This is a genomic window from Roseibium sp. (assembly GCF_039982295.1).
GTDB lineage: Bacteria > Pseudomonadota > Alphaproteobacteria > Rhizobiales > Stappiaceae > Roseibium.
Window position 1 is genome coordinate 1 of record NZ_JBDWYP010000091.1, and the last position, 18,656, is coordinate 18,656.

Sequence of the window (18,656 nt, forward strand, 5' to 3'; positions counted from 1 at the left end):
TGACCCGTGCTGGCTCTCATTATCCAGAACAAGGCGGACTGCTCGTTCACGTACTTCAGCGGAAAACTTGTTCGTCGTTTTGCTCATGGTGCTCCATCCTACTCAGGAGTTGGAGCCTCCGGCAAACCCGGGGCGGTTCACACCGTATCGGTCGGCTTGGTTATCCTGATTTCCGGTATGGCTGCCTATGTGATCGCGCGTTCAAAAAGCATCTGGCTCAAACTCCTTTATCTTGCGATTGTCGCCGGGTTTGCCGTGCCAAATACCGCGGTAATCGTGCCGTTGTATCAAATGCTGTCATCAGCTGGGTTTGTGAATTCCCATACGGGAATTATTCTCGTTTATGCCGCCTATGGCATTCCGTTCACGACCATCCTCTTCTACGCATTCTTCATCGATTTCCCGAAGGAACTCGAAGAGGCTGCGAGGCTGGATGGCTGTCGTCCGTGGGCGATATTTTTTCGGGTGGTCATGCCCCTTTCTGGGCCTGCAATCGCATCGGCCGCGATCTTTCAGGCGGTGTTCATCTGGAACGAATTCCTGCTGGCGCTCCTGCTCTTGACTCAACCATCGCTCAAGACGCTTCCCGTTGGAATTCTGCAGCTTCAGGGAGAGTTCACTTCAGATTGGCCGGCAGTTATGGCGGGGCTGTCAATCGCCACGGCTCCAGTGGTTTTGCTGTTCATTCTTCTTCAACGTTACTTTGTCCGTTCACTCGCGGGTCTAGGAAAATAGTTCCATGTGTCATCTCATTGTCGATAATCTCAAAAAGAACTTCGGGGCATTTGCCGCGATCAAGGGGGTGAGCCTTTCCGTGGACGAAGGTGAATTTATCGTCATGGTCGGGCCGTCTGGCTGCGGGAAATCCACGCTTCTTAGAACCATCGCCGGATTGGAAACCATTGATGATGGGCGACTGACGATCGGCGATCGCGACATCACCCATGCGGAGCCCTGGGAGCGTGGAGTCGCTATGGTGTTCCAGAGCTATGCGCTCTACCCGCATATGACGGTGCGGGAGAACATGGGATTTGCCTTGAAAGTTGCGGGCAGGCCAAAGGCGGAGATAAGTGCGGCCGTTGAAAAGGCTGCAAAAATTCTACAGATCTCCGAACACTTCGAGAAAAAGCCAAGGGAGTTGTCGGGCGGGCAAAAACAACGGGTGGCGATTGGTCGTGCGATCACACGTGCTCCCGATGTTTTTCTATTCGACGAGCCCCTGTCCAATCTCGATGCGGCGCTACGCAGCCAGATGCGCGTTGAGCTGGGCCGTCTTCACAACCAACTGGGTGCGACGATGATTTATGTCACCCATGACCAAACCGAAGCGATGACAATGGCCAGTCGTATCGTGGTGCTGAACGGCGGCAAAATTGAGCAGATCGGCACACCGCTAGAGCTCTACAACAAGCCGGAGAGCTTATTCGTCGCCGGCTTCCTCGGGTCGCCGAAGATGAATTTTTTCGAGGTCCGCATTATCGGTGTACAGGGCCGTGAAGTTTCTGTCGAAGCGGCTGGAATGAGGTCTTCTACCGTAGTTCTTCTCGATGAAGATGTCAGTGCGCCGAAGGTTGGTGACGTCGCTCGCTTGGGGGTTCGCCCTGAAGCCATAACCTTGGGGGAAGGGCAGGAGAGCCAGGTAGCCCTGGTTGAGAACCTTGGCCGCGAGACCCTTCTGTACCTTGATGCCGGTGAACTGCTTTCCGTGGATTCCGAGTCTTCCGAAGGCTTCGTAGCTGTTCAACTCCCAAGCCAAAGAACCGTTTCGTACGGAGACAAATTGCGTTTTTCCTGGAAGCCGGAAGACGTCTACCTTTTTGACAATAACGAACGGCGCCTCGCTGCGCCCGGCTCCCGAAAGGGATTGGATAAAACATGAGATTTAGACAAATTCACCTCGATTTTCACACAAGTGAACGCATTCCCGGCATTGGCTCCGCCTTCGATCCCAACGAGTTCGGTCGAGCCTTTAAAAATGCCCATGTAGATAGTGTTACGTTGTTTTCAAAATGCCATCACGGTGTGAGTTACCATCCCACTGAAGTTGGTCAGATGCATCCGCATTTGAAATTCGACTTGTTGCGCTCGCAAATAGATGCGCTGCATGCTGTCGGAATTCATACACCTGTGTACCTGACGGCGACGTGGGATGAACTTGCAGCGCGCGAACATCCCGAATGGCGAACTGTCCTGCCCGACAACACTTTGGTCGAACAACGACATGGCCCTGACGCGGAAGTCGGCTGGGCTTTCCTGGACTATTCAACTCCCTATCTGGATTACCTTTGTGCGCAGACGGAGGAGGTAATGCAGCGTTATCCCGATTGTGATGGGATATTCATGGACATCTTATTCCAGCTTCCGTCGATTTCTGCCTGGGCAAAGAAAAAGATGGAAGCCGCCGGACTCGATTGGACAAATGAAGAAGATCGTTGGAAGCATACAGATAACGCGGTTGAAAATTACTTTGAGCGTGTGAAGCAAGCGGTTCACAAGCATGATCCGAACATGAACCTCTACTTCAATTCCGGGCACACGCGTCGCGGATACCGCAAACATTATTTGAGCTACTACAGCCACTTGGAACTGGAGAGTTTACCGACCGCGCATTGGGGCTACGAACATTTTCCGCTTTCTGCTCGCTATGTCGATCCGCTAGGAATTCCTTTCCTGGGCATGACCGGGAAGTTCCATACTCTCTGGGGCGAAGTTGGGGGGTATAAGAAGCCTGAGGCACTGATCTACGAATGTGGTGCAATGCTTGCGCAGGGAGCGAGATGTTCCATCGGCGACCATCTTCATCCGACTGGAGCCATAGACCAGTCCACAATGCGCACCATCGGTACGGCTTATGAGTGGGTTGAAAAGCGCGAACCCTGGTGTGTCGATACAGTAAACCGTGCCGAAATCGCCTTGATGTCGGTGGAGGCTTGCACAGAGAAAACCCTGGCGGGGAGACCGGAGAAAAGCGTTCCGGCCGATGAAGGGGCTGTACGGGTATTGCTGGAGTCAAAATACCTGTTTGACGTCGTGGATCCTGAAAGCGACCTTGCTCCCTACGCATTGCTGATCCTGCCGGATGCCGTGGAAATCTCCGCAGACCTGAAGGTGAAAATTGACGCCTACGCCGCAAATGGCGGGCGAGTTTTGCTGACCGGGAGTAGCGGCATTGACCCCGAGATGGGCTGTCTCTTTGACACGGGAGCCAGGTGGCTTGGCCGGTCAGCGAATGACGGCGGCGATTATGTCTTGCCCATAGAGGACCTGCGGTCGAGCTTTGTCAGCAACCCGCTCTTTATGTACGGAGCGGCGGAGAAACTCGAAATCACTGATGGCGAGAGTTTGGGCGAGATCTATGAGCCGTATTTCAATCGCACACCGCGCCAGTTCTCGGGGCATGTGAATACACCTCCAAAGCTTGATCCTGAAGTCCATGTGGCTGGCAGTGAAAAGGGAAGCTTTGTTCAATATGCGTTCCCAATTTTCTCTATCTATCAACGTGTTGGCGCGGTCGCCATGTTGGAAATTGCCGAGAACCTCATTCGCCGAGCGTTGGCTACGCCCAAGGTTCTCGAGGTTGGGCTCCCCCGCGCTGGGCGTGCGACCTTGCGGCGGCAGAATGGGCGAGAAATATTGCATTTGTTATATGCAAACCCGGTCTTGCGCGGTCACCTGCACGGAAACCCTGTACAGCCAATTCAGGACTTGATTGACCTGAGTGATGTAGCGGTTTCCGTCGCGGTCGACAGGCCCATAGGTGGGGTGAAATCCGTGCCGGAAGGGACAAATATCGACTTTGAAGTGAAAGACGGGCGCGTGTCTTTTTCAGTCCCAAGGGTCCGCGGCCATCAAATGGTGGAGATATACTAGGGTCCTGACCCTAGGCGGCGCTTGATCCAGCTTGAGACCATTCGGTCCTCAAGCTGGATCAAGGCCATAGGCTTCTTCGGCATTTTCACCCCAAATGCGACGCTTTTCTGCGGTCGTCAGGCTGGACAGAAGGTCTTCGGATGCCTCGTACCAGTCTTCATAGGTGGCTGCGAGGGTGCAGACGGGCCAGTCACTGCCCCATATCAGGCGATTTGGGCCAAACACCTCGAGAAGATGATCCACGTAGGGTCTCAGGTCGTCTACGTTCCAGCTTTGGGAGGCTTCGGTGACCAATCCCGACAACTTGCAGTAGGCGGATGTGTTTTGTGCGATGCCGGCCAAGTCATTGGCCCAGGTCTCGAATGCGCCACTTCTGATGTTCGGCTTTGAGGCATGATCGACGATGACCCTCAAATCTGGATGCCGACCCAAGAGCTCTAGCAGATGTCTCAGGTGGTGCGGCAAGGTCAACGCGTCAAATGTAAGACCGGCCTGTGTCATGGCAGTCAAGGCATTGGAGACGGATGGACTGAGCATCCATTGGTCGTCTTCGATGTCCTGGATCATTGGTCGCAATCCAACGAGTTTGGAACTCTTGCTCATCTCGTGGATGCGTTGGGGCGCCTGTGGGCTGTCAAAATCGGTCCAACCGACAACACCTATTATGAAGTCATTCGTCTCGGCGAGGGAAAGCATGAATTCTGTTTCTGCTTCCGTTTGCGCTGCCTGAACGAGAATGGTTCCGGAAATTCCCAGCTCTTCGAGATAGGGGGCCAGATGCCTTGGCTCGAAGTCGCGATAGAGCGGCTCAAGATCAGGCGTCAACCAGCCGTAGTCCCCACGTGCGACCTGCCAAAAATGTTGGTGTGCATCTATGCGCCTAATGATGTCTGTCACGGCGCAGCGACTCCCTTTTTCAAAATGATATTGCCGTAAAGCCGTGTTTCTCCGGTCTGAACGATGGCAAAGGCTTTCTCCGCCCGGCTGTAAAACGCAAAACGCTCCAAGGGGGAAATGGTGGCCGGAGCATCTGCTACCCGATTGATGATTTCTTGAAAAATGGTCACGACAGGCGGGACGTTGTCAGGGTCCCCGACGACTTCCATCGTCAGGGCCGGGGTCGGATCATATGTATCAAGCGGCATCACCTGAAGGATGGCCTCCAGCACATCTGGTGCCGGAAGTCCGTCCAGGCGGACGAGGATTTCGCTGTTGCTGTCTGCCGGAAAATTTGCGTCAACGATCACGATTTCATCGCCGTGTCCCATTGACCTGAGCACATAAAGCAGATCGGGCGAAAGAAGCGAGGGAAGGCCACGTAGCATTATTTGTCCTCCGGTACGGGGGCATCCTCACGGATGAGACCTGCTGACTTGATGTCGCGCCAAAAACCAGCCGGAATGGGCATGTTCAACAGGGCGATATTGGCTTCGACCTCGCGAGCGCTGACCGCGCCGGGCACCACGGTTTTTACGCAGGGATGGCCGAGGACGAACTGCAGTGCGGCTCCGATCAGCTGGACACCATGAGCCTTGCAAACCTCTTCTATCCGTCTCACGCGATCGAGTATGGTGGGCGGGGCTTCCGCGTAATTGTACTTCGCGCCTTCGATCGCGCCTGTGGCCAGGATGCCGGAGTTATAGGGGCCACCAAGTATGATCGAGACGTCTCTTCTCTCGCATAGTGGCAAGAAGCTCTCCAGCGCATCCTGTTCCAGCAGCGTATAACGGCCTGCCAGCAAAAAGCAGTCGAACTCTGAGAGCCCGAGCAACTTCTCGCAGACCTGCCATTCATTTACACCTGCGCCTATGGCTCTGATTTCTCCGGAGTCTTTCAGCTCGGTGAGCGCGCGGTAGCCGCCCAGGTCATATAGCTCACGCACCCTTTGGTCGCTCAATTCCTGAGAACCTTGTGAAAACGCACAGACGTCGTGAACGAATAGTATGTCCAGCTTTTCGACGTTTAGTCGTGCCTTGCTCGCTTCATGGCTTCGCATGACACCATCATAGCTGTAGTCAAATACGATCCGCTTTTGCGGCACATCGACAAAGGCTTCCGGCGTAACCTCTTCGGGCTCGCAGTCGACCAACAGGCGACCGATCTTGGAGGACAGTATGATATTTTCCCGTCCAAACCGCGCTATGGCCTTGGAAAACCGTTCCTCAGACCGGCCAAGTCCATATTGCGGGGCGGTGTCGAAGACGCGGATTCCCAGGTCAAAGGCAGCTTGCAGCGCCGCTTGAGCGTCATTCTCCGGGATCTTTCGATAGAGGTTGCCAAGTGGAGCGCCGCCGAAACCCATCTCGGTAAGAGGAAGAATGCCCCCGTTTTGGACCTTCATCGGACGTGTGGCGAGTGTTGGCATCGCAGTGTTCCCTGTTGTGGGGTTTGTTGTCGGCAATCCGGTTAGTCGAATAGATCGGGTCGATCGCGTTCCAGCGGTTCCAGCCGAGTAACCAGCTCGCTCAAGTGCTTTTTCATGGCGCATCGCGCAGCTTCAGGGTTTGCAGTGGAGATCGCCGCGATAATCTCCTGGTGTTCCTTGAAGGCGCTTTTCGCCCGCTCGGGCAGTGGGAGCAGCAGTTGCCGGGCGCGGTTAACCTGGATCCATCCGGTGTCTGCAAGTGTGCCGAGCTTCGGATAGCCGGTGAACTCGAGAATCAACTCGTGAAAGCGCTCGTCTTCTCTATAGAAGCCGAGTTCGTCATCTTCCTCCAAACACATGGCCTGGAGGCGAATGTTGCGGTTCAACTGGGAAAGTTGGTCATCGGAGCGCTCGGCGGCAACCTTGGCGACTGCTGCCAGTTCAATGGCTTCGCGAAGGAATGCACCCTCACGTATTTCCGGCATGGAGAATTTTGTCACCCGCGAGCCGGACTGTGGAATGACCTCGACGAGGCCCTCTGCGGCGAGCCGCGTGATCGCCTCGGTCACCGGTGAACGGGAGACACCAAGTTGCTCGCAAATCTGCTGTTTTTTCAACGGGGTGCCGGGCGGCAAGCCGAGTGCCAGAATCGCCTCGCGCAAGACGGCATAAACCCTTTGCGCCAGCGAACCGCTCATTTTGGTGATGTCGGAGAGCTGGTAGAGGCTTTCGGTTGGCTCGATCGCTGGAATCATGATGTCCTCAAATTGAATGCTAACATATTAGTTGACACAGTTGACGTGTCAAGTTATCGGTTGAGCAAGAAGGAGCTGCCGAAAAGCAGTCGCGGGGAGGGAAATCGTGCTCAATAGTCGCGCCAACGCGATCTTGTTACATGCCGACGATAATATCGTCATCGCGCTACAGGATCTGCAGCAAGGTGACAGCGCTGCGCCAGCGGATGTATCGCTGAAGGAGCCGGTTTTGCGTGGTCACAAGATTGCGCGACATGCGATCTCCAAGGGTGCGTTCGTCATTAGATATAGCCAGATCATCGGCCAGGCGACGACAGATATTGACGCCGGGGCCCATGTTCACAGCCACAATCTGGGAATGGGTGAGCACACGCAGGACTACTGTCATGCCGAGGCGAGCGTGGATCTGGCACCGGTTTCCGAGCCTCGCACTTTCCAGGGGTTTGTTCGCCCGTCCGGAAAGGTTGGAACGCGAAACTACATTGGAATTCTGACTTCGGTAAATTGTTCCGGATCTGTTGCCCGTTTCATAGCTGAGGCAGCGGAAAAATCGGGATTTCTCGAAAACTATCCAAATATCGATGGAATAGTGCCGATCGTTCACGGAACGGGTTGTGGCATGTCAGGCAAGGATGAAGGCTACGAGACATTGTTCCGGACCTTGTCCGGCTATGGGCAGCACCCGAATTTCGGCGCAATTCTTCTCATTGGGCTCGGCTGCGAAGTAATGCAGGTTACCGACTTGGTCGGCCGTGACGCTTTGCGGCCAGGCGCCAACTTCCGGTACATGACGATCCAGCAGTCCGGTGGTACCCGCAAGACTGTCGAGGTCGGGCTTAAAGAACTGCATGAACTGGCCAATAGCGCGAACCGTGCGGAGAGAAGTCCGGCGCCTGTTTCCGAAATTACTGTCGGCATGCAGTGTGGCGGTTCTGATGGCTATTCCGGGATCACAGCCAATCCTGCACTCGGGATCGCGTCTGATCTTTTGGTGCGTCATGGCGGTACGACCATTCTTTCGGAAACCTCCGAAATCTATGGAGCAGAACACCTGCTTACGCGGCGCGCGGTCTCGGTTGACGTTGGCGAAAAGCTCATTGAGCGGGTTCGTTGGTGGGAGGCCTACACAGCGCGAAATGGCGGTGAGATGGACAATAACCCGTCGCCTGGCAACAAGCGCGGCGGGCTGACCACCATTCTCGAAAAGTCGCTTGGAGCTGCAGCAAAGGGTGGATCCGCCCCTTTGACGGAAGTCTACAAGTTTGGAGAAATGATCGACAAGAAGGGCTTTGTCTTCATGGACAGTCCGGGGTTCGATCCGTGTTCCGTGACAGGGCAGGTCGCATCTGGCGCCAATCTAATTGTTTTTACGACTGGCCGCGGGTCTGTGTCCGGATATCAACCGACGCCTTGCATCAAGCTAGCAACGAACTCGGAAATGTACGGGCGGATGTCCGAAGACATGGACATAAATTGCGGCGCTGTCGTCACTGATGGCGTCAGTTTGGAAGACAAGGGCATGGAGATTTTCGATGCGATCGTTCGCGTCGCCTCCGGCGAGAAAACCAAGAGTGAAGAGCTGGGGTTTGGCGGGGTTGAATTTGTTCCCTGGCAGATCGGCGCAGTTATGTAATTCGGTTCATTCCGCAAGGGATGCCGAAAAGCTGTTGCCATCCATGATGGCTGTTTAATGGGAGGCTGCAAAGACATGCGGTTGGCTGGAAAGACTATTCTTATTACTGCTGCAGGGCAGGGCATGGGCCGTGCCGCAGCGATTGCCTGCGCCAAAGAGGGCGCAAAGGTGATCGCTGCAGATATCAACAAAACGACTCTCGCGGAACTGGCTAATGAGTTTCCCGAGATCCAGACCCATGTCCTGGACGTCAGGGATTGCAAGGCAGTGGATGCTCTCGCCGACGAGTTGCCCCCGCTTGACGGATTGTTCAACTGTGCAGGCGTGGTTCACAACGGAACCATTCTCGATGTGACCGAGGATGACTGGGCATTCGGCTTTGACTTGAATGTCTCTTCCATGGTTCGCATGACCCGCGCTTTCCTGCCGAAGATGCTTGAGCGCGCGAAAACGACGGGAACCTGTTCGATTTTGAACATGTCGTCCATGGCGTCATCGATCAAGGGCTTCACAAACCGGACGATTTACGGGGCGACCAAGGCTGCCGTCCTGGGGCTCACCAAAGCTGTCGCAGCAGATTTCGTGGGGCAGGGCGTACGGTGCAACGCTCTTTGCCCTGGAACCGTCGACACGCCATCCTTGCGGGGACGCATCGACAGCGCCGCTGATCCAGTGCAGGCCGAGAAAGATTTTATTGCGCGTCAACCGATTGGGCGGCTCGCTACTGTCGACGATATGTCTCCCCTGATTGTCTATCTGCTTTCCGACGAGAGCAGTTATGTCACCGGGCAAGGTTTTCTGGTCGATGGAGGTGTGACGATCTAGTCGCACATCTCTTCTTCGGCTTGGGAGGGCCGTCAAAATGACCACACTGGTCGACATGCAAGGTATCGAGAAACGGTTTCCGGGCGTGCATGCCTTGAAATCCGTTAATTTCGAGCTGGAAAGCAGCGAAGTCCACGCCCTGATGGGCGAGAACGGCGCGGGCAAATCCACGCTCATGAAGATCCTGTCGGGGATCTACAAGAAAGACGGCGGGAGTCTCCGCGTGTTTGGCGAGGAGTGGGAGCTGGACGGTCCGAGAGCCGCGCAGGATCTTGGGATCGGCATCATTCATCAGGAGCTCAGTCTGATGAATGAACTGACTGTTGCTCAAAATGTCTTCATTGGGCGCGAGCCGCGCAAAATGTTCGGCCGCCTTGACGAGGCTGCTCTCAACCGCGACACGGCAAAGATCTTCAAATCGATGAATTTGATGCTTGATCCCCGGACAGTCGTTGGGGAGCTGACCATAGCCAAGCAACAAATGGTCGAAATCGCCAAGGCACTTTCCTACAAGTCACGCATCCTGATTATGGATGAGCCAACCGCGGCTTTGAACGATGCCGAGATCGCGGAACTGTTCGAGATCATCCGCCAGCTCAAGTCTGATGGGGTGGGGATCATCTACATCAGCCACAAGATGGATGAGCTGAAGCAAATCGCGGACAGGGTGACCGTCATGCGCGATGGTGCCTATGTGGGAACCGTTCAGGCCGCCGATACCGAGGTTTCCCAGATCATCGCGATGATGGTTGGACGCGAGGTCTCCAATGAAACGGTTGAAGTGCCGGACCTCTCGGAGGCCGAAGTCGTTCTGGAAGTGACAAACTTCAATCGAGGCCGCGAAATCCAGGACGTCAGCTTTTCCGTTAAGAAAGGCGAGATACTCGGATTCGCCGGGCTCATGGGGGCGGGCAGGACAGAAGTCGCCAGAGCGATCTTCGGCGCTGACCCGCGCGAGAGCGGTGAGGTTCGCGTTCATGGAACGCCATGTGCGATCTCAAAACCTGCTGACGCGGTTCGGGCGGGGATCGGTTATCTTTCCGAAGACCGAAAGCACTTCGGCCTCGCGACCGGCATGGATGTGAGCACCAATGTCGCGCTGGCGAGCCTTGACCGCCTGACGAGCCCGGTCGGGGTGCTGCGCGAGGATGAGATACGCAGCACGGCGCAAGAGTATATTCAGAAACTGGGGATCAGGACCCCTTCGGAGCGTCAGGAGGTTCGCCTTCTTTCCGGTGGCAATCAGCAAAAGGTTGTTATTGCCAAGTGGCTTTACCGAGATTGCGACATTCTGATCTTTGATGAACCCACGCGCGGAATCGACGTAGGTGCCAAGGCTGAAATCTATAAACTATTGAAAAAACTCGCATCTGAAGGAAGGGCGATCATCGTGATCTCGTCCGAGCTTCCCGAGATCATGCGCCTCAGCCACCGCATTGCGGTGATGTGCGAAGGCCGGCTGACCGGCATTTTGCCGGGCGGCGAAGAAACCACACAAGAAGATATCATGCATCTGGCGACACTTCGAAAACCAGCGATGCAGCCAGGAGGACAAATTCAATGACCATGGCAAGCCCAACCACGCGTCAGTCCGTGTTCTCCAAGCTAGTTGACACCGGGGCCCACCAAAAACTGCTTGCATTCGCCAGTTTGATCATTCTGCTGATCGGGTTTTCGATCGCCTCTCCGAACTTCATGCAAACCTCCAACATGATCGCGATCTTGCAGGCGACGTCGGTCAATGGCGTACTTGCAGTTGCTGCGACCTTGGTCATCATTACAGGCGGGATCGACCTGTCTGTCGGAACGATGATGACCTTTTGTGCGGTGATTGCAGGTGTCGTTCTGACCAATCTCGGCCTACCGCTCCCAGTCGGTGTGTTTGCAGCTATAGCGGCAGGGGCGTTTTGCGGACTCTGCTCGGGGACCTTCGTCGCGAAAATGAAGATTCCGCCGTTCATCGCGACGTTGGGGATGATGTTGATCCTCAAAGGTCTTTCGCTGGTCATTTCCGGCACGCGTCCGATCTATTTCAATGACACGCCCGGGTTCGACGCCATTTCACTTGGCTCTGTCATCGGCGATGTGTTTCCTGCCCTTCCCATTCCAAACGGCGTCCTGATCCTTTTCCTGGTGGCCGGTGGCACGGCCTGGATCCTGAACCGGACAGTTCTGGGCCGATACTGCTTTGCTCTGGGAAGCAACGAGGAGGCCGTGCGCCTTTCCGGGGTCAATACGGATCGTTGGAAAATTGCGATCTACGCTCTTGCAGGATCCATCGTCGGTATCGGCGGGCTGGTGATCGCGTCCCGGTTGAACTCCGCGCAGCCAGCGCTTGGCCTGGGATATGAGCTGGAAGCGATTGCGGCTGTCGTTATCGGCGGGACATCGCTTTCGGGAGGGCGCGGCACGATCGTGGGTACCCTCATCGGGGCTCTGATCATGGCCGTATTGACCAATGGTCTACGTATTTTGTCGGTGGCCCAAGAGTGGCAGACGGTTGTTACCGGAACAATCATCATCCTCGCGGTCTACGCCGACATGGTTCGCCGCAGGAAGACGGCTTGAGAACAACAAGAGGGGCGGTTCGCGCCCTCGGTCAACAATCCAAAATCCAAATGACTGAAACTATGGGAGATGAAAATGATCTGCAGACGCATCCTACTGGGAACACTGGTATCCGCGGCCCTGATTTCCGGCAGCAGCCTGGCAATCGCCGCTGACAAGCCGTATGTGCCTCTGATCTCGAAAGGTTTCTCACACCAGTTTTGGCAGGCCGTAAAGATCGGCGCCGAAAATGCGGGTGAGGAATTCAATGTCGAGATCACGTTTGAAGGTCCAGACAACGAAGGACAGGTCGACCGTCAGATCGACATGTTGGCAGCTGCATTGGCAAAGAAACCGGCCGCAATTGGTTTTGCGGCGGTAGATAGCCAAGCATCTATTCCCATGCTGCGCAAGATTGATGAAGCAGGAATTCCTGTTATTGCGTTTGACAGCGGCGTGGCCAGCAAAATTCCCGTGACCACGACTACGACCGACAATATTGCTGCTGCGGCTCTTGCTGCAGACAAAATGGCTGAAGCCATTGGCGGCGCCGGAAAAGTAGCGGTCATCTCGCACGATCAGACCAGCCGTACCGGTATTGACCGGGTGGATGGTTTTGTGAACCGGATTGCTGAAAAGTATCCGGACATCAACGTGGTGTCGGTCCAGTATGGTGGTGGTGATCACCTGATTTCGACGGAGATCACAAAGTCGATCCTGACTGCCAACCCTGATCTCAAGGGGATCTTTGGCGCAAACGAAGGGTCCGCAATTGGTGTCGTGAATGGCGTCAAGGAAGCAGGTGCGGATATCGTCATCATTGGTTTTGACAGTGGCGCTGCACAGAAAGAAGCCGTGCGTTCAGGCCTTATGGCCGGAGCAATCACGCAAAACCCTGTCGGCATCGGCTATGAGACGGTCAAGGCTGCAGTCATGACGATGAACGGTGAAACTGTTCCGCCGGTCATCGACACCGGTTTCTACTACTATGATGCCTCGAATATGGATGACCCGGAAATCGCGGCTGTCCTATACGATTGAGACTATCGAACACCGACCTGCGGCGCGCGCCGCAGGTCCACCATTTTCAAGGAATGATGAATGAAACTTTTGCGCCATGGTGCACCGGCCGCCGAGAAGCCGGGTCTGTTGGATGAACACGGTACCATCCGTGACCTGACTGGTGTCGTCCCCGATATTGCCGGGGCTGTCCTGTCAGATGAAGGTTTGTCAGCTCTGCGCGCAATCGACCCCAATAGCCTTCCTGAAGTTGGCGCAGATACGCGCCTCGGGCCGCCTGTCGCAGGAACCGGGAAATTCATTTGTATTGGCCTGAACTATGCCGATCATGCGGCCGAAAGCGGAATGGATGTACCGCCGGAGCCGGTCGCATTCATGAAGGCCATCAGCGCTATTTGTGGTCCCAATGATCCGATTATCATTCCGCGTGGCAGCACCAAGACGGATTGGGAGGTCGAGCTTGCTGTCGTGATTGGCTCAGCGGCAAAATATGTTTCCGAAGCGGATGCGATGAAACATGTCGCCGGCTACGCCGTAACTAACGATGTCTCGGAGCGAGAGTTTCAGATCGAGCGGGCAGGGCAGTGGACCAAAGGCAAGTCTTGCGACAACTTTGGCCAGATTGGTCCCTGGCTGGTGACACGCGACGAGATCGAGAATCCGCAAGACTTGAAAATGTGGCTGACAGTCAATGGCGAGACGGTTCAAAACGGTTCGACCCAGACGATGGTCTACCACGTGGCTCATGTGGTTTCCTATCTCAGCCAGTTCATGACGCTGCATCCAGGTGACGTGATTTCCACCGGTACTCCCCCTGGCGTTGGCATGGGTATGAAGCCACCGCGCTATTTGAAGGCTGGTGACGTTGTCGAGCTGGGTATCGAGGGTCTGGGTCAGCAGCGCCAAAGCGTTATCGCTGATTAAGCTTCAGTGCTGAATTGCTGTGAAACACCTATCTGGGCCATCGATCGGTTCGGGGTGCTGTGGTTCACAGTATGAGAAGTGTTTTTGTCCGCTACCTTCAGTATCAGGGTAGCTTGGTGCATTGATCGCTTCCGTCTAGGTCGGCGACGGTCTCGGGAAACCAGTGTTCCCGAGACCGTCGCCATTTTGTTTTTCAGGGCTCGTAAATGAGCAGTGTTTTCAAGCCGCAAAATGGGATCTGCCAATTGCATGGTTGGTGTCGGCAGCAAAATTTGGACCTATAAAAGTCGCCAGCGACACCGTGGAGAGCCCGCCGGCCCAGCCCATCAGATATCTTTTAGAGATATCGTTTCTCGGTTTTCTGCTGATTTCGCGATCGCTTCCAAAACTTCGATGTTATGGACGATCTCCTCGAGCGAGAAGGGGTAGGAACCGGTGCCTGAGACGTATCTTGCGAAAGACTCAAGATTTGCGACAACGGCATCTTCCCAGTCATAATTTTTCTGCTCAACAGGCTGACCTGTCTGTGCCGTCAGAACGCGGACGATCCCGTCGGGCGTGTCAGGATGGCTGTCGTTGAGGACTTCAATCCATTTGTCGGTGCCGAAAACATGCATGCGGATGAAGTGCGGTGTATGCAGGACTGCACTCAAGGTCGCCGTCATGCCCGCTTCAAAACCCAGCTGTACAGTTACGACATCTCCGGTTTCCCAGCCTAGTGAGCGGCTTGCCGTCAAGGCCTGAACGGTTTCAACGCGGCCGAAAAAGGAAATCAGCAAATCGGTCAAGTGGATGCCCATCGCGGTCATTCCGGCAGCAGGGCAAACCTTCTTGCTCGTCCGCCAGTCACCTTTGGGCGTGTGAATGAGCTTGTCATGGCTGAATGCGGCTTCCGCATGCATCACGGTGCCCAATTCATTGTTATCAAGCGAGGATTTCAAGGCCAGCATCGCAGGCTCGAAACGACGCTCGTGGCCGATTCCAAGCAGAACTCCGGCTTCCTTACAGGCGGCTACTGACCTGCGCGCACTTGCGGCTGTGAGGCCGAGGGGTTTTTCGCAAAAAACATGCTTTCCGGCTGAGGCACACTGAATGACCTGTTCTTCATGCAGGAGGTTCGGCGTGGTCAGTATGATTGCATCAATACTGTTTTGATTGAGTGCATGGGCAAGATCTGGGATCACGCTCAGCCCCATGTCGCCGATCGCCGAATGGTTTCCGGCAAATGGTTCAATGATGCCTGCGACCTTGATGAACGGATGAGACTTCAGGCGAGTTGCAATGTGTTTGCCCCACCAGCCAAACCCGGCGATGGCAACTGTCAAGGGCGCGTTTTGAGCGGTCAAAGTAGATTTCCCAGTTTTGCGAATTTGCCTTTGTGAAATATCAGCGGTGCCTTGTCCGTCTTGTGGCAATCAAGAACGCGACCAAGGTACATTTCGTGGTCTCCGCCTGCGATGCGGTTTTCCGTGCGGCATTGAATGACTGTTGATGCGGCGTCCAGGACCGGAACTCCGTCCAGGCCTGCTTGCCAGGAAACATCGGCAAATTTGTTGTCCGACGGCTTGGCGAAATTCATCACAAGGTCCTTCGAGTCTTCGCACATGATGTTGATTGCGAAGGAAGGATGAGTGCGAAACGCCGAGAGGCTGGGTGCGTTCAGATCTATGCTCCAGACGACAAGGGGCGGGTCCAGCGAGACGGATGCAAACGAATTTGCGGCCATCCCCACCGGCACTCCGTTGTCACCGAGCGTCGTAATGACTGTAACGCCAGTAGCGAACTGTCCCATTATATCCCTTAGCACACGGGTATCGATTTGGTCCGTTGGCATATTCGGCGTGTACGCATTCATGAGTTCTGCGCCCCTGATGATCTTGATATCGATAAAAACCTAGCAGCCGAGGCCTTAAGCGCAACTGATCTCTGCTCATGCCTGCGTTCGGTTTTCAGTATGTTATTGTGATGTGTGGTTATGAGTAAAACAGATGGTTCGCATTAGTAAACATCACTATCGGTATGGTTTGGATCGAGGCATGCTTTCTCGAGAATGAAAAATAATCGAGGTGTGAGATTGTGAAACTTTCATTTTTTACGATGCCGATTCATCCCTTGGGAAAGCCTTATGTGCAGAGTTTGAGAGAGGACCGCGAGGCTTTCATTCTTGCGGACAAATTGGGCTTTGCCGAGGGATACTGCGGTGAGCACACCACAGATCAGGCTGAAATCATCACATCGACAGTCGCCTTCATGGCAAGCCTGGCTTACGAGACCAAGGATATCGTTCTTGGCACGGGGACAGTAAACCTTCCCAACTCGCATCCCGCCCGGGTGGCGGCCGAAGTTGCGATGCTCGACCACATGCTTGAGGGGAGGTTTAACTTCGGTATTTCACCCGGGGGGTTGATGTCGGATGCGGAGGTTTTCGGCAATCTCGACAAAGACCGAAATGCCATGTTCATTGAATGCATCAACATGGTCCTGGATATTTGGGCTGGAGAGCCCCCTTACAATCTAGAGGGGGAATTTTACAAAGTTTCGACTGAAAACACGATGATGCCGGAGATCGGGCAGGGAGCGATCATGCGCCCCTACCAGGCACCGCATCCGCAGATCGTCGGCACTGTCGTTGCTCCCTTTTCCAAGGGGGTTACTGCAATGGCAGCCCGCGGCTGGGAGCCGATTAGCGCGAATTTCCTGCTCCCCAAGTGGGTTGCGAGCCATTGGCCAAATTATGTTCAGGGGTGTGAAGAAGGTGGCCGTGCGGCTGACTTCAACAACTGGCGGGTGGCCAAGAATCTCTGCGTTGCTGAAGATATGGCCACTGCACGCAGTTATGCCAGAGATCCGGGGAGTCCCTACGTTCTCTACTACAGCAGCTTGCTGACGAAGCTCAAAAAGGGCGGTCGCCTGAACCTGTTCAAGGAAGACCAGAACATGCCCGATGAAGATGTCACTCTGGATTACGTTCTGGACCGGTTGGTGATCCACGGCGATCCATCGAGTGTCGCTGACCAGGTGTTGGAGTTCCGGGAAACAACAGGTGCCTTCGGTCAGCTTGTCTATGCCGGTCATGACTGGACCGACTATGAAAAGGGCCGCAACTCAATGATTTTGATGGCGGAAAAAGTCATGCCGAAGATCAATTCTGCTCTGGGAGAGAATTGATGTCGTTGTCAGTAAGCGGAAGCGTCGCCGGAGCGGGCGGCGCGATGATCTCCTATCAGATCGACGGTCCCCAGGATGCTCCCTGGTTGATCCTGTCAAATTCCCTTGCAACCGACCGAAGGCTCTGGGAGCCGCAAATGGCCGGTTTGACAGCGTCGAGGCGTGTGCTGCGGTATGACACGCGCGGTCATGGCAAGAGTGATCCAGGACAAGCCCCCTACAGCTTCGATGAGCTGACCGACGACGTTCTCGCATTGTGTGCGGCCATCGGAATTCAGCGTGCGGACTTTATGGGCATCTCTCTTGGCGGGATGACCGGATTGGCTTTGGCACTTCGTGAGCCGAAGTTGATTGGCCGCCTTGTTTGCTGTGATGCGCGAGCGGATGCTCCTGCACCTTATCAAGCAATCTGGGATGCCAACATTGCCAAGCTGGACGAAGTCGGCATCGGCGGCCTCATCGATCCTACGATGCAACGTTGGTTCACCGGGCCTTTTCTCGTGGATGCTGAGAATGCGGAACTTCTCGACCTGGTTCGACAGATGATCGCTTCGACGTCACCCGTTGGCTACAAGGGGGCAGCGCAGTGCCTACAGTCCCTCGACCTTCTGAAAGACCTGGGACAGATCGAGTGCCCCACCTTGTACGCGACCGGTGAAAACGACATGGCGGCTCCTGTTGCAGTCATGGAAGACATGACTTCGAGGACACCGAATTCAGTCTTCAAGATTGTTCCCGATGCAGCGCATTTGTCGAATTTGGAGCAGCCGAAAACGTTCCTGGCGATCGCTCAGGAATTTTTGAAATAAAAGTCAGAAGCTACAAGGGAGTGAGACGTGGCTGCACCTAAAGAAAAACCAATCTGGAAGTTCAAGGTCACTGGTGAGCAAGTGACGTCGACCAAGTCGACCGCAACAGCGCGTGAAAAGACCTACGTTATTGACGAGCCAATTCAGCGTGGCGGGACCGACGAGGGCCCTATGCCCGTCGAATATGTGTTCATGGGTCTGCTTGGCTGTACCCACGTCATTTCGAACAAGCTGGCAGCCGCAAATGGCATCGTTTTCAAAAATATGGATATCGATATTGCGGTCACCATGGACAGTCACGGTACCCGCTTGATCTCCCCGGTCGAGGTTCCATTTCCCTCGACTATCCTGACGATCAAGGCGGATTATGAAGGCCCGCGTGAGGGGGCACTGGAGGTCGTCCGCAAGCTGCGTCATCACTGCGCCGTGTCAATGATGCTGCAGCAATCGGGCACTCGGGTTGAGGAAAACTGGGTTCTCAATGGTGAGGAAATCAATCTCGTCTAGGGGCGGGGCGTGGTTTGGAACCTGCCTTTCCCGTGTTTGTGAGGGGGCGCGGCGTTATGGTTTTTGACATGCTGCCATTGGTGTTGACTGGGTTCTCCGGGAACCGGCAAACAACAAGTGTCCTCACATTATTGACGATTGAAACTATCACCTTCTTGCAGAAGGAGGTGTCTAACATCCGCTTAAGCAAGCATGGTGTTGGATCAGGTTGTGTCGTCGGTAAATTGGCAGGG

18 protein-coding genes are annotated in these 18,656 nt (G+C 54.8%); 12 read left to right on the plus strand and 6 right to left on the minus strand.

The genetic code is table 11. The features are described from left to right. Window positions 1-177 precede the first annotated feature (177 nt). From ABJZ52_RS19075 to ABJZ52_RS19085, 3 genes are read left to right on the plus strand one after another with little or no spacing between them, the layout of a single operon-like run. On the plus strand, window positions 178-735 hold the full coding sequence (locus tag ABJZ52_RS19075; protein WP_348187756.1) for a carbohydrate ABC transporter permease: 558 nt from the start codon (window positions 178-180) through the stop codon (window positions 733-735). A gap of 4 nt (window positions 736-739) precedes the next feature. Continuing rightward, window positions 740-1,879 (plus strand): ABC transporter ATP-binding protein, encoded by a 1,140-nt coding sequence (locus tag ABJZ52_RS19080; protein WP_348187759.1) that lies wholly within the window; start codon window positions 740-742, stop codon window positions 1,877-1,879. Continuing rightward, window positions 1,876-3,870 (plus strand): beta-galactosidase trimerization domain-containing protein, encoded by a 1,995-nt coding sequence (locus tag ABJZ52_RS19085; protein WP_348187762.1) that lies wholly within the window; start codon window positions 1,876-1,878, stop codon window positions 3,868-3,870. The genes ABJZ52_RS19080 and ABJZ52_RS19085 overlap by 4 nt, the downstream gene beginning before the upstream one ends. 48 nt (window positions 3,871-3,918) lie before the next feature. On the opposite strand, the gene ABJZ52_RS19090 is transcribed toward ABJZ52_RS19085, so the two are convergent. Genes ABJZ52_RS19090 through ABJZ52_RS19105 form a run of 4 tightly spaced genes read right to left on the minus strand, consistent with a single transcriptional unit; the run spans window position 3,919 to window position 6,990 of the window. Next, window positions 3,919-4,767 (minus strand): amidohydrolase family protein, encoded by an 849-nt coding sequence (locus tag ABJZ52_RS19090; protein WP_348187764.1) that lies wholly within the window; start codon window positions 4,765-4,767, stop codon window positions 3,919-3,921. Then, entirely contained in the window at window positions 4,764-5,195 is a 432-nt protein-coding gene (locus ABJZ52_RS19095) for an RbsD/FucU domain-containing protein (protein WP_348187767.1), read from the minus strand. The genes ABJZ52_RS19090 and ABJZ52_RS19095 overlap by 4 nt, the downstream gene beginning before the upstream one ends. Then, complete coding sequence (locus ABJZ52_RS19100) at window positions 5,195-6,235, minus strand: aldo/keto reductase (RefSeq protein WP_348187770.1); 1,041 nt, start codon at window positions 6,233-6,235, stop codon at window positions 5,195-5,197. Before ABJZ52_RS19100 ends, ABJZ52_RS19095 begins: the two co-directional genes overlap by 1 nt. 41 nt (window positions 6,236-6,276) lie before the next feature. After that, window positions 6,277-6,990: a GntR family transcriptional regulator gene (locus ABJZ52_RS19105; RefSeq protein ID WP_348187772.1), complete on the minus strand. Its 714-nt coding sequence runs from the start codon at window positions 6,988-6,990 to the stop codon at window positions 6,277-6,279. A 103-nt stretch (window positions 6,991-7,093) separates the two neighbouring features. Here ABJZ52_RS19105 and ABJZ52_RS19110 point away from each other — a divergent pair, with 103 nt between their 5' ends. From ABJZ52_RS19110 to ABJZ52_RS19135, 6 genes are all read left to right on the plus strand, one after another. Continuing rightward, window positions 7,094-8,623 (plus strand): altronate dehydratase family protein, encoded by a 1,530-nt coding sequence (locus tag ABJZ52_RS19110; protein ID WP_348187858.1) that lies wholly within the window; start codon window positions 7,094-7,096, stop codon window positions 8,621-8,623. Window positions 8,624-8,698: 75 nt separating this feature from the next. Beyond that, window positions 8,699-9,448 carry an SDR family oxidoreductase gene (locus ABJZ52_RS19115; RefSeq protein ID WP_348187774.1) on the plus strand — a complete coding sequence of 250 codons (750 nt, stop codon included), beginning with the start codon at window positions 8,699-8,701 and terminating at the stop codon, window positions 9,446-9,448. 37 nt (window positions 9,449-9,485) lie between these two features. Next, window positions 9,486-11,012: a sugar ABC transporter ATP-binding protein gene (locus ABJZ52_RS19120; RefSeq protein WP_348187777.1), complete on the plus strand. Its 1,527-nt coding sequence runs from the start codon at window positions 9,486-9,488 to the stop codon at window positions 11,010-11,012. Further along, window positions 11,009-12,016, plus strand: coding sequence for an ABC transporter permease (locus ABJZ52_RS19125; protein ID WP_348187779.1), 1,008 nt, complete (start codon window positions 11,009-11,011; stop codon window positions 12,014-12,016). Before ABJZ52_RS19120 ends, ABJZ52_RS19125 begins: the two co-directional genes overlap by 4 nt. Before the next feature lie 75 nt (window positions 12,017-12,091). Then, the gene (locus tag ABJZ52_RS19130; protein WP_348187782.1) at window positions 12,092-13,036 is read left to right on the plus strand and encodes an ABC transporter substrate-binding protein; all 945 of its coding nucleotides are present in this window, start codon (window positions 12,092-12,094) and stop codon (window positions 13,034-13,036) included. A 60-nt stretch (window positions 13,037-13,096) separates the two neighbouring features. After that, window positions 13,097-13,939 (plus strand): fumarylacetoacetate hydrolase family protein, encoded by an 843-nt coding sequence (locus ABJZ52_RS19135; RefSeq protein WP_348187784.1) that lies wholly within the window; start codon window positions 13,097-13,099, stop codon window positions 13,937-13,939. A gap of 326 nt (window positions 13,940-14,265) precedes the next feature. Here the strand turns inward: ABJZ52_RS19135 and ABJZ52_RS19140 are convergent, their stop codons facing one another. Further along, window positions 14,266-15,285 (minus strand): Gfo/Idh/MocA family oxidoreductase, encoded by a 1,020-nt coding sequence (locus tag ABJZ52_RS19140; protein ID WP_348187787.1) that lies wholly within the window; start codon window positions 15,283-15,285, stop codon window positions 14,266-14,268. After that, window positions 15,282-15,731 (minus strand): flavin reductase family protein, encoded by a 450-nt coding sequence (locus tag ABJZ52_RS19145; protein ID WP_348187790.1) that lies wholly within the window; start codon window positions 15,729-15,731, stop codon window positions 15,282-15,284. The genes ABJZ52_RS19140 and ABJZ52_RS19145 overlap by 4 nt, the downstream gene beginning before the upstream one ends. A gap of 335 nt (window positions 15,732-16,066) precedes the next feature. Between ABJZ52_RS19145 and ABJZ52_RS19150 the strand changes: the two genes are divergently transcribed. Genes ABJZ52_RS19150 through ABJZ52_RS19160 form a run of 3 tightly spaced genes read left to right on the plus strand, consistent with a single transcriptional unit; the run spans window position 16,067 to window position 18,423 of the window. Further along, window positions 16,067-17,107 (plus strand): LLM class flavin-dependent oxidoreductase, encoded by a 1,041-nt coding sequence (locus ABJZ52_RS19150; protein WP_348187792.1) that lies wholly within the window; start codon window positions 16,067-16,069, stop codon window positions 17,105-17,107. Then, entirely contained in the window at window positions 17,107-17,916 is an 810-nt protein-coding gene (locus tag ABJZ52_RS19155; protein WP_348187794.1) for an alpha/beta fold hydrolase, read from the plus strand. Before ABJZ52_RS19150 ends, ABJZ52_RS19155 begins: the two co-directional genes overlap by 1 nt. 27 nt (window positions 17,917-17,943) lie before the next feature. Then, a complete protein-coding gene (locus tag ABJZ52_RS19160) occupies window positions 17,944-18,423 on the plus strand; it encodes an OsmC family protein (protein ID WP_348187796.1) in 480 nt (159 codons plus the stop codon). Window positions 18,424-18,656: the final 233 nt, after the last annotated feature.

What these genes read in the sequence shown, in the direction of transcription:
- ABJZ52_RS19120 (WP_348187777.1), top strand. Translation starts at nt 9,486, where the DNA reads ATGACCACACTGGTCGACATGCAAGGTATCGAGAAACGGTTTCCGGGC.
- ABJZ52_RS19075 (WP_348187756.1), top strand. Translation starts at nt 178, where the DNA reads ATGGCTGCCTATGTGATCGCGCGTTCAAAAAGCATCTGGCTCAAACTC.
- ABJZ52_RS19085 (WP_348187762.1), top strand. Translation starts at nt 1,876, where the DNA reads ATGAGATTTAGACAAATTCACCTCGATTTTCACACAAGTGAACGCATT.
- ABJZ52_RS19080 (WP_348187759.1), top strand. Translation starts at nt 740, where the DNA reads ATGTGTCATCTCATTGTCGATAATCTCAAAAAGAACTTCGGGGCATTT.
- ABJZ52_RS19115 (WP_348187774.1), top strand. Translation starts at nt 8,699, where the DNA reads ATGCGGTTGGCTGGAAAGACTATTCTTATTACTGCTGCAGGGCAGGGC.
- ABJZ52_RS19145 (WP_348187790.1), bottom strand. Translation starts at nt 15,731, where the DNA reads ATGGGACAGTTCGCTACTGGCGTTACAGTCATTACGACGCTCGGTGAC.
- ABJZ52_RS19155 (WP_348187794.1), top strand. Translation starts at nt 17,107, where the DNA reads ATGTCGTTGTCAGTAAGCGGAAGCGTCGCCGGAGCGGGCGGCGCGATG.
- ABJZ52_RS19135 (WP_348187784.1), top strand. Translation starts at nt 13,097, where the DNA reads ATGAAACTTTTGCGCCATGGTGCACCGGCCGCCGAGAAGCCGGGTCTG.
- ABJZ52_RS19095 (WP_348187767.1), bottom strand. Translation starts at nt 5,195, where the DNA reads ATGCTACGTGGCCTTCCCTCGCTTCTTTCGCCCGATCTGCTTTATGTG.
- ABJZ52_RS19100 (WP_348187770.1), bottom strand. Translation starts at nt 6,235, where the DNA reads ATGCCAACACTCGCCACACGTCCGATGAAGGTCCAAAACGGGGGCATT.
- ABJZ52_RS19125 (WP_348187779.1), top strand. Translation starts at nt 11,009, where the DNA reads ATGACCATGGCAAGCCCAACCACGCGTCAGTCCGTGTTCTCCAAGCTA.
- ABJZ52_RS19105 (WP_348187772.1), bottom strand. Translation starts at nt 6,990, where the DNA reads ATGATTCCAGCGATCGAGCCAACCGAAAGCCTCTACCAGCTCTCCGAC.
- ABJZ52_RS19130 (WP_348187782.1), top strand. Translation starts at nt 12,092, where the DNA reads ATGATCTGCAGACGCATCCTACTGGGAACACTGGTATCCGCGGCCCTG.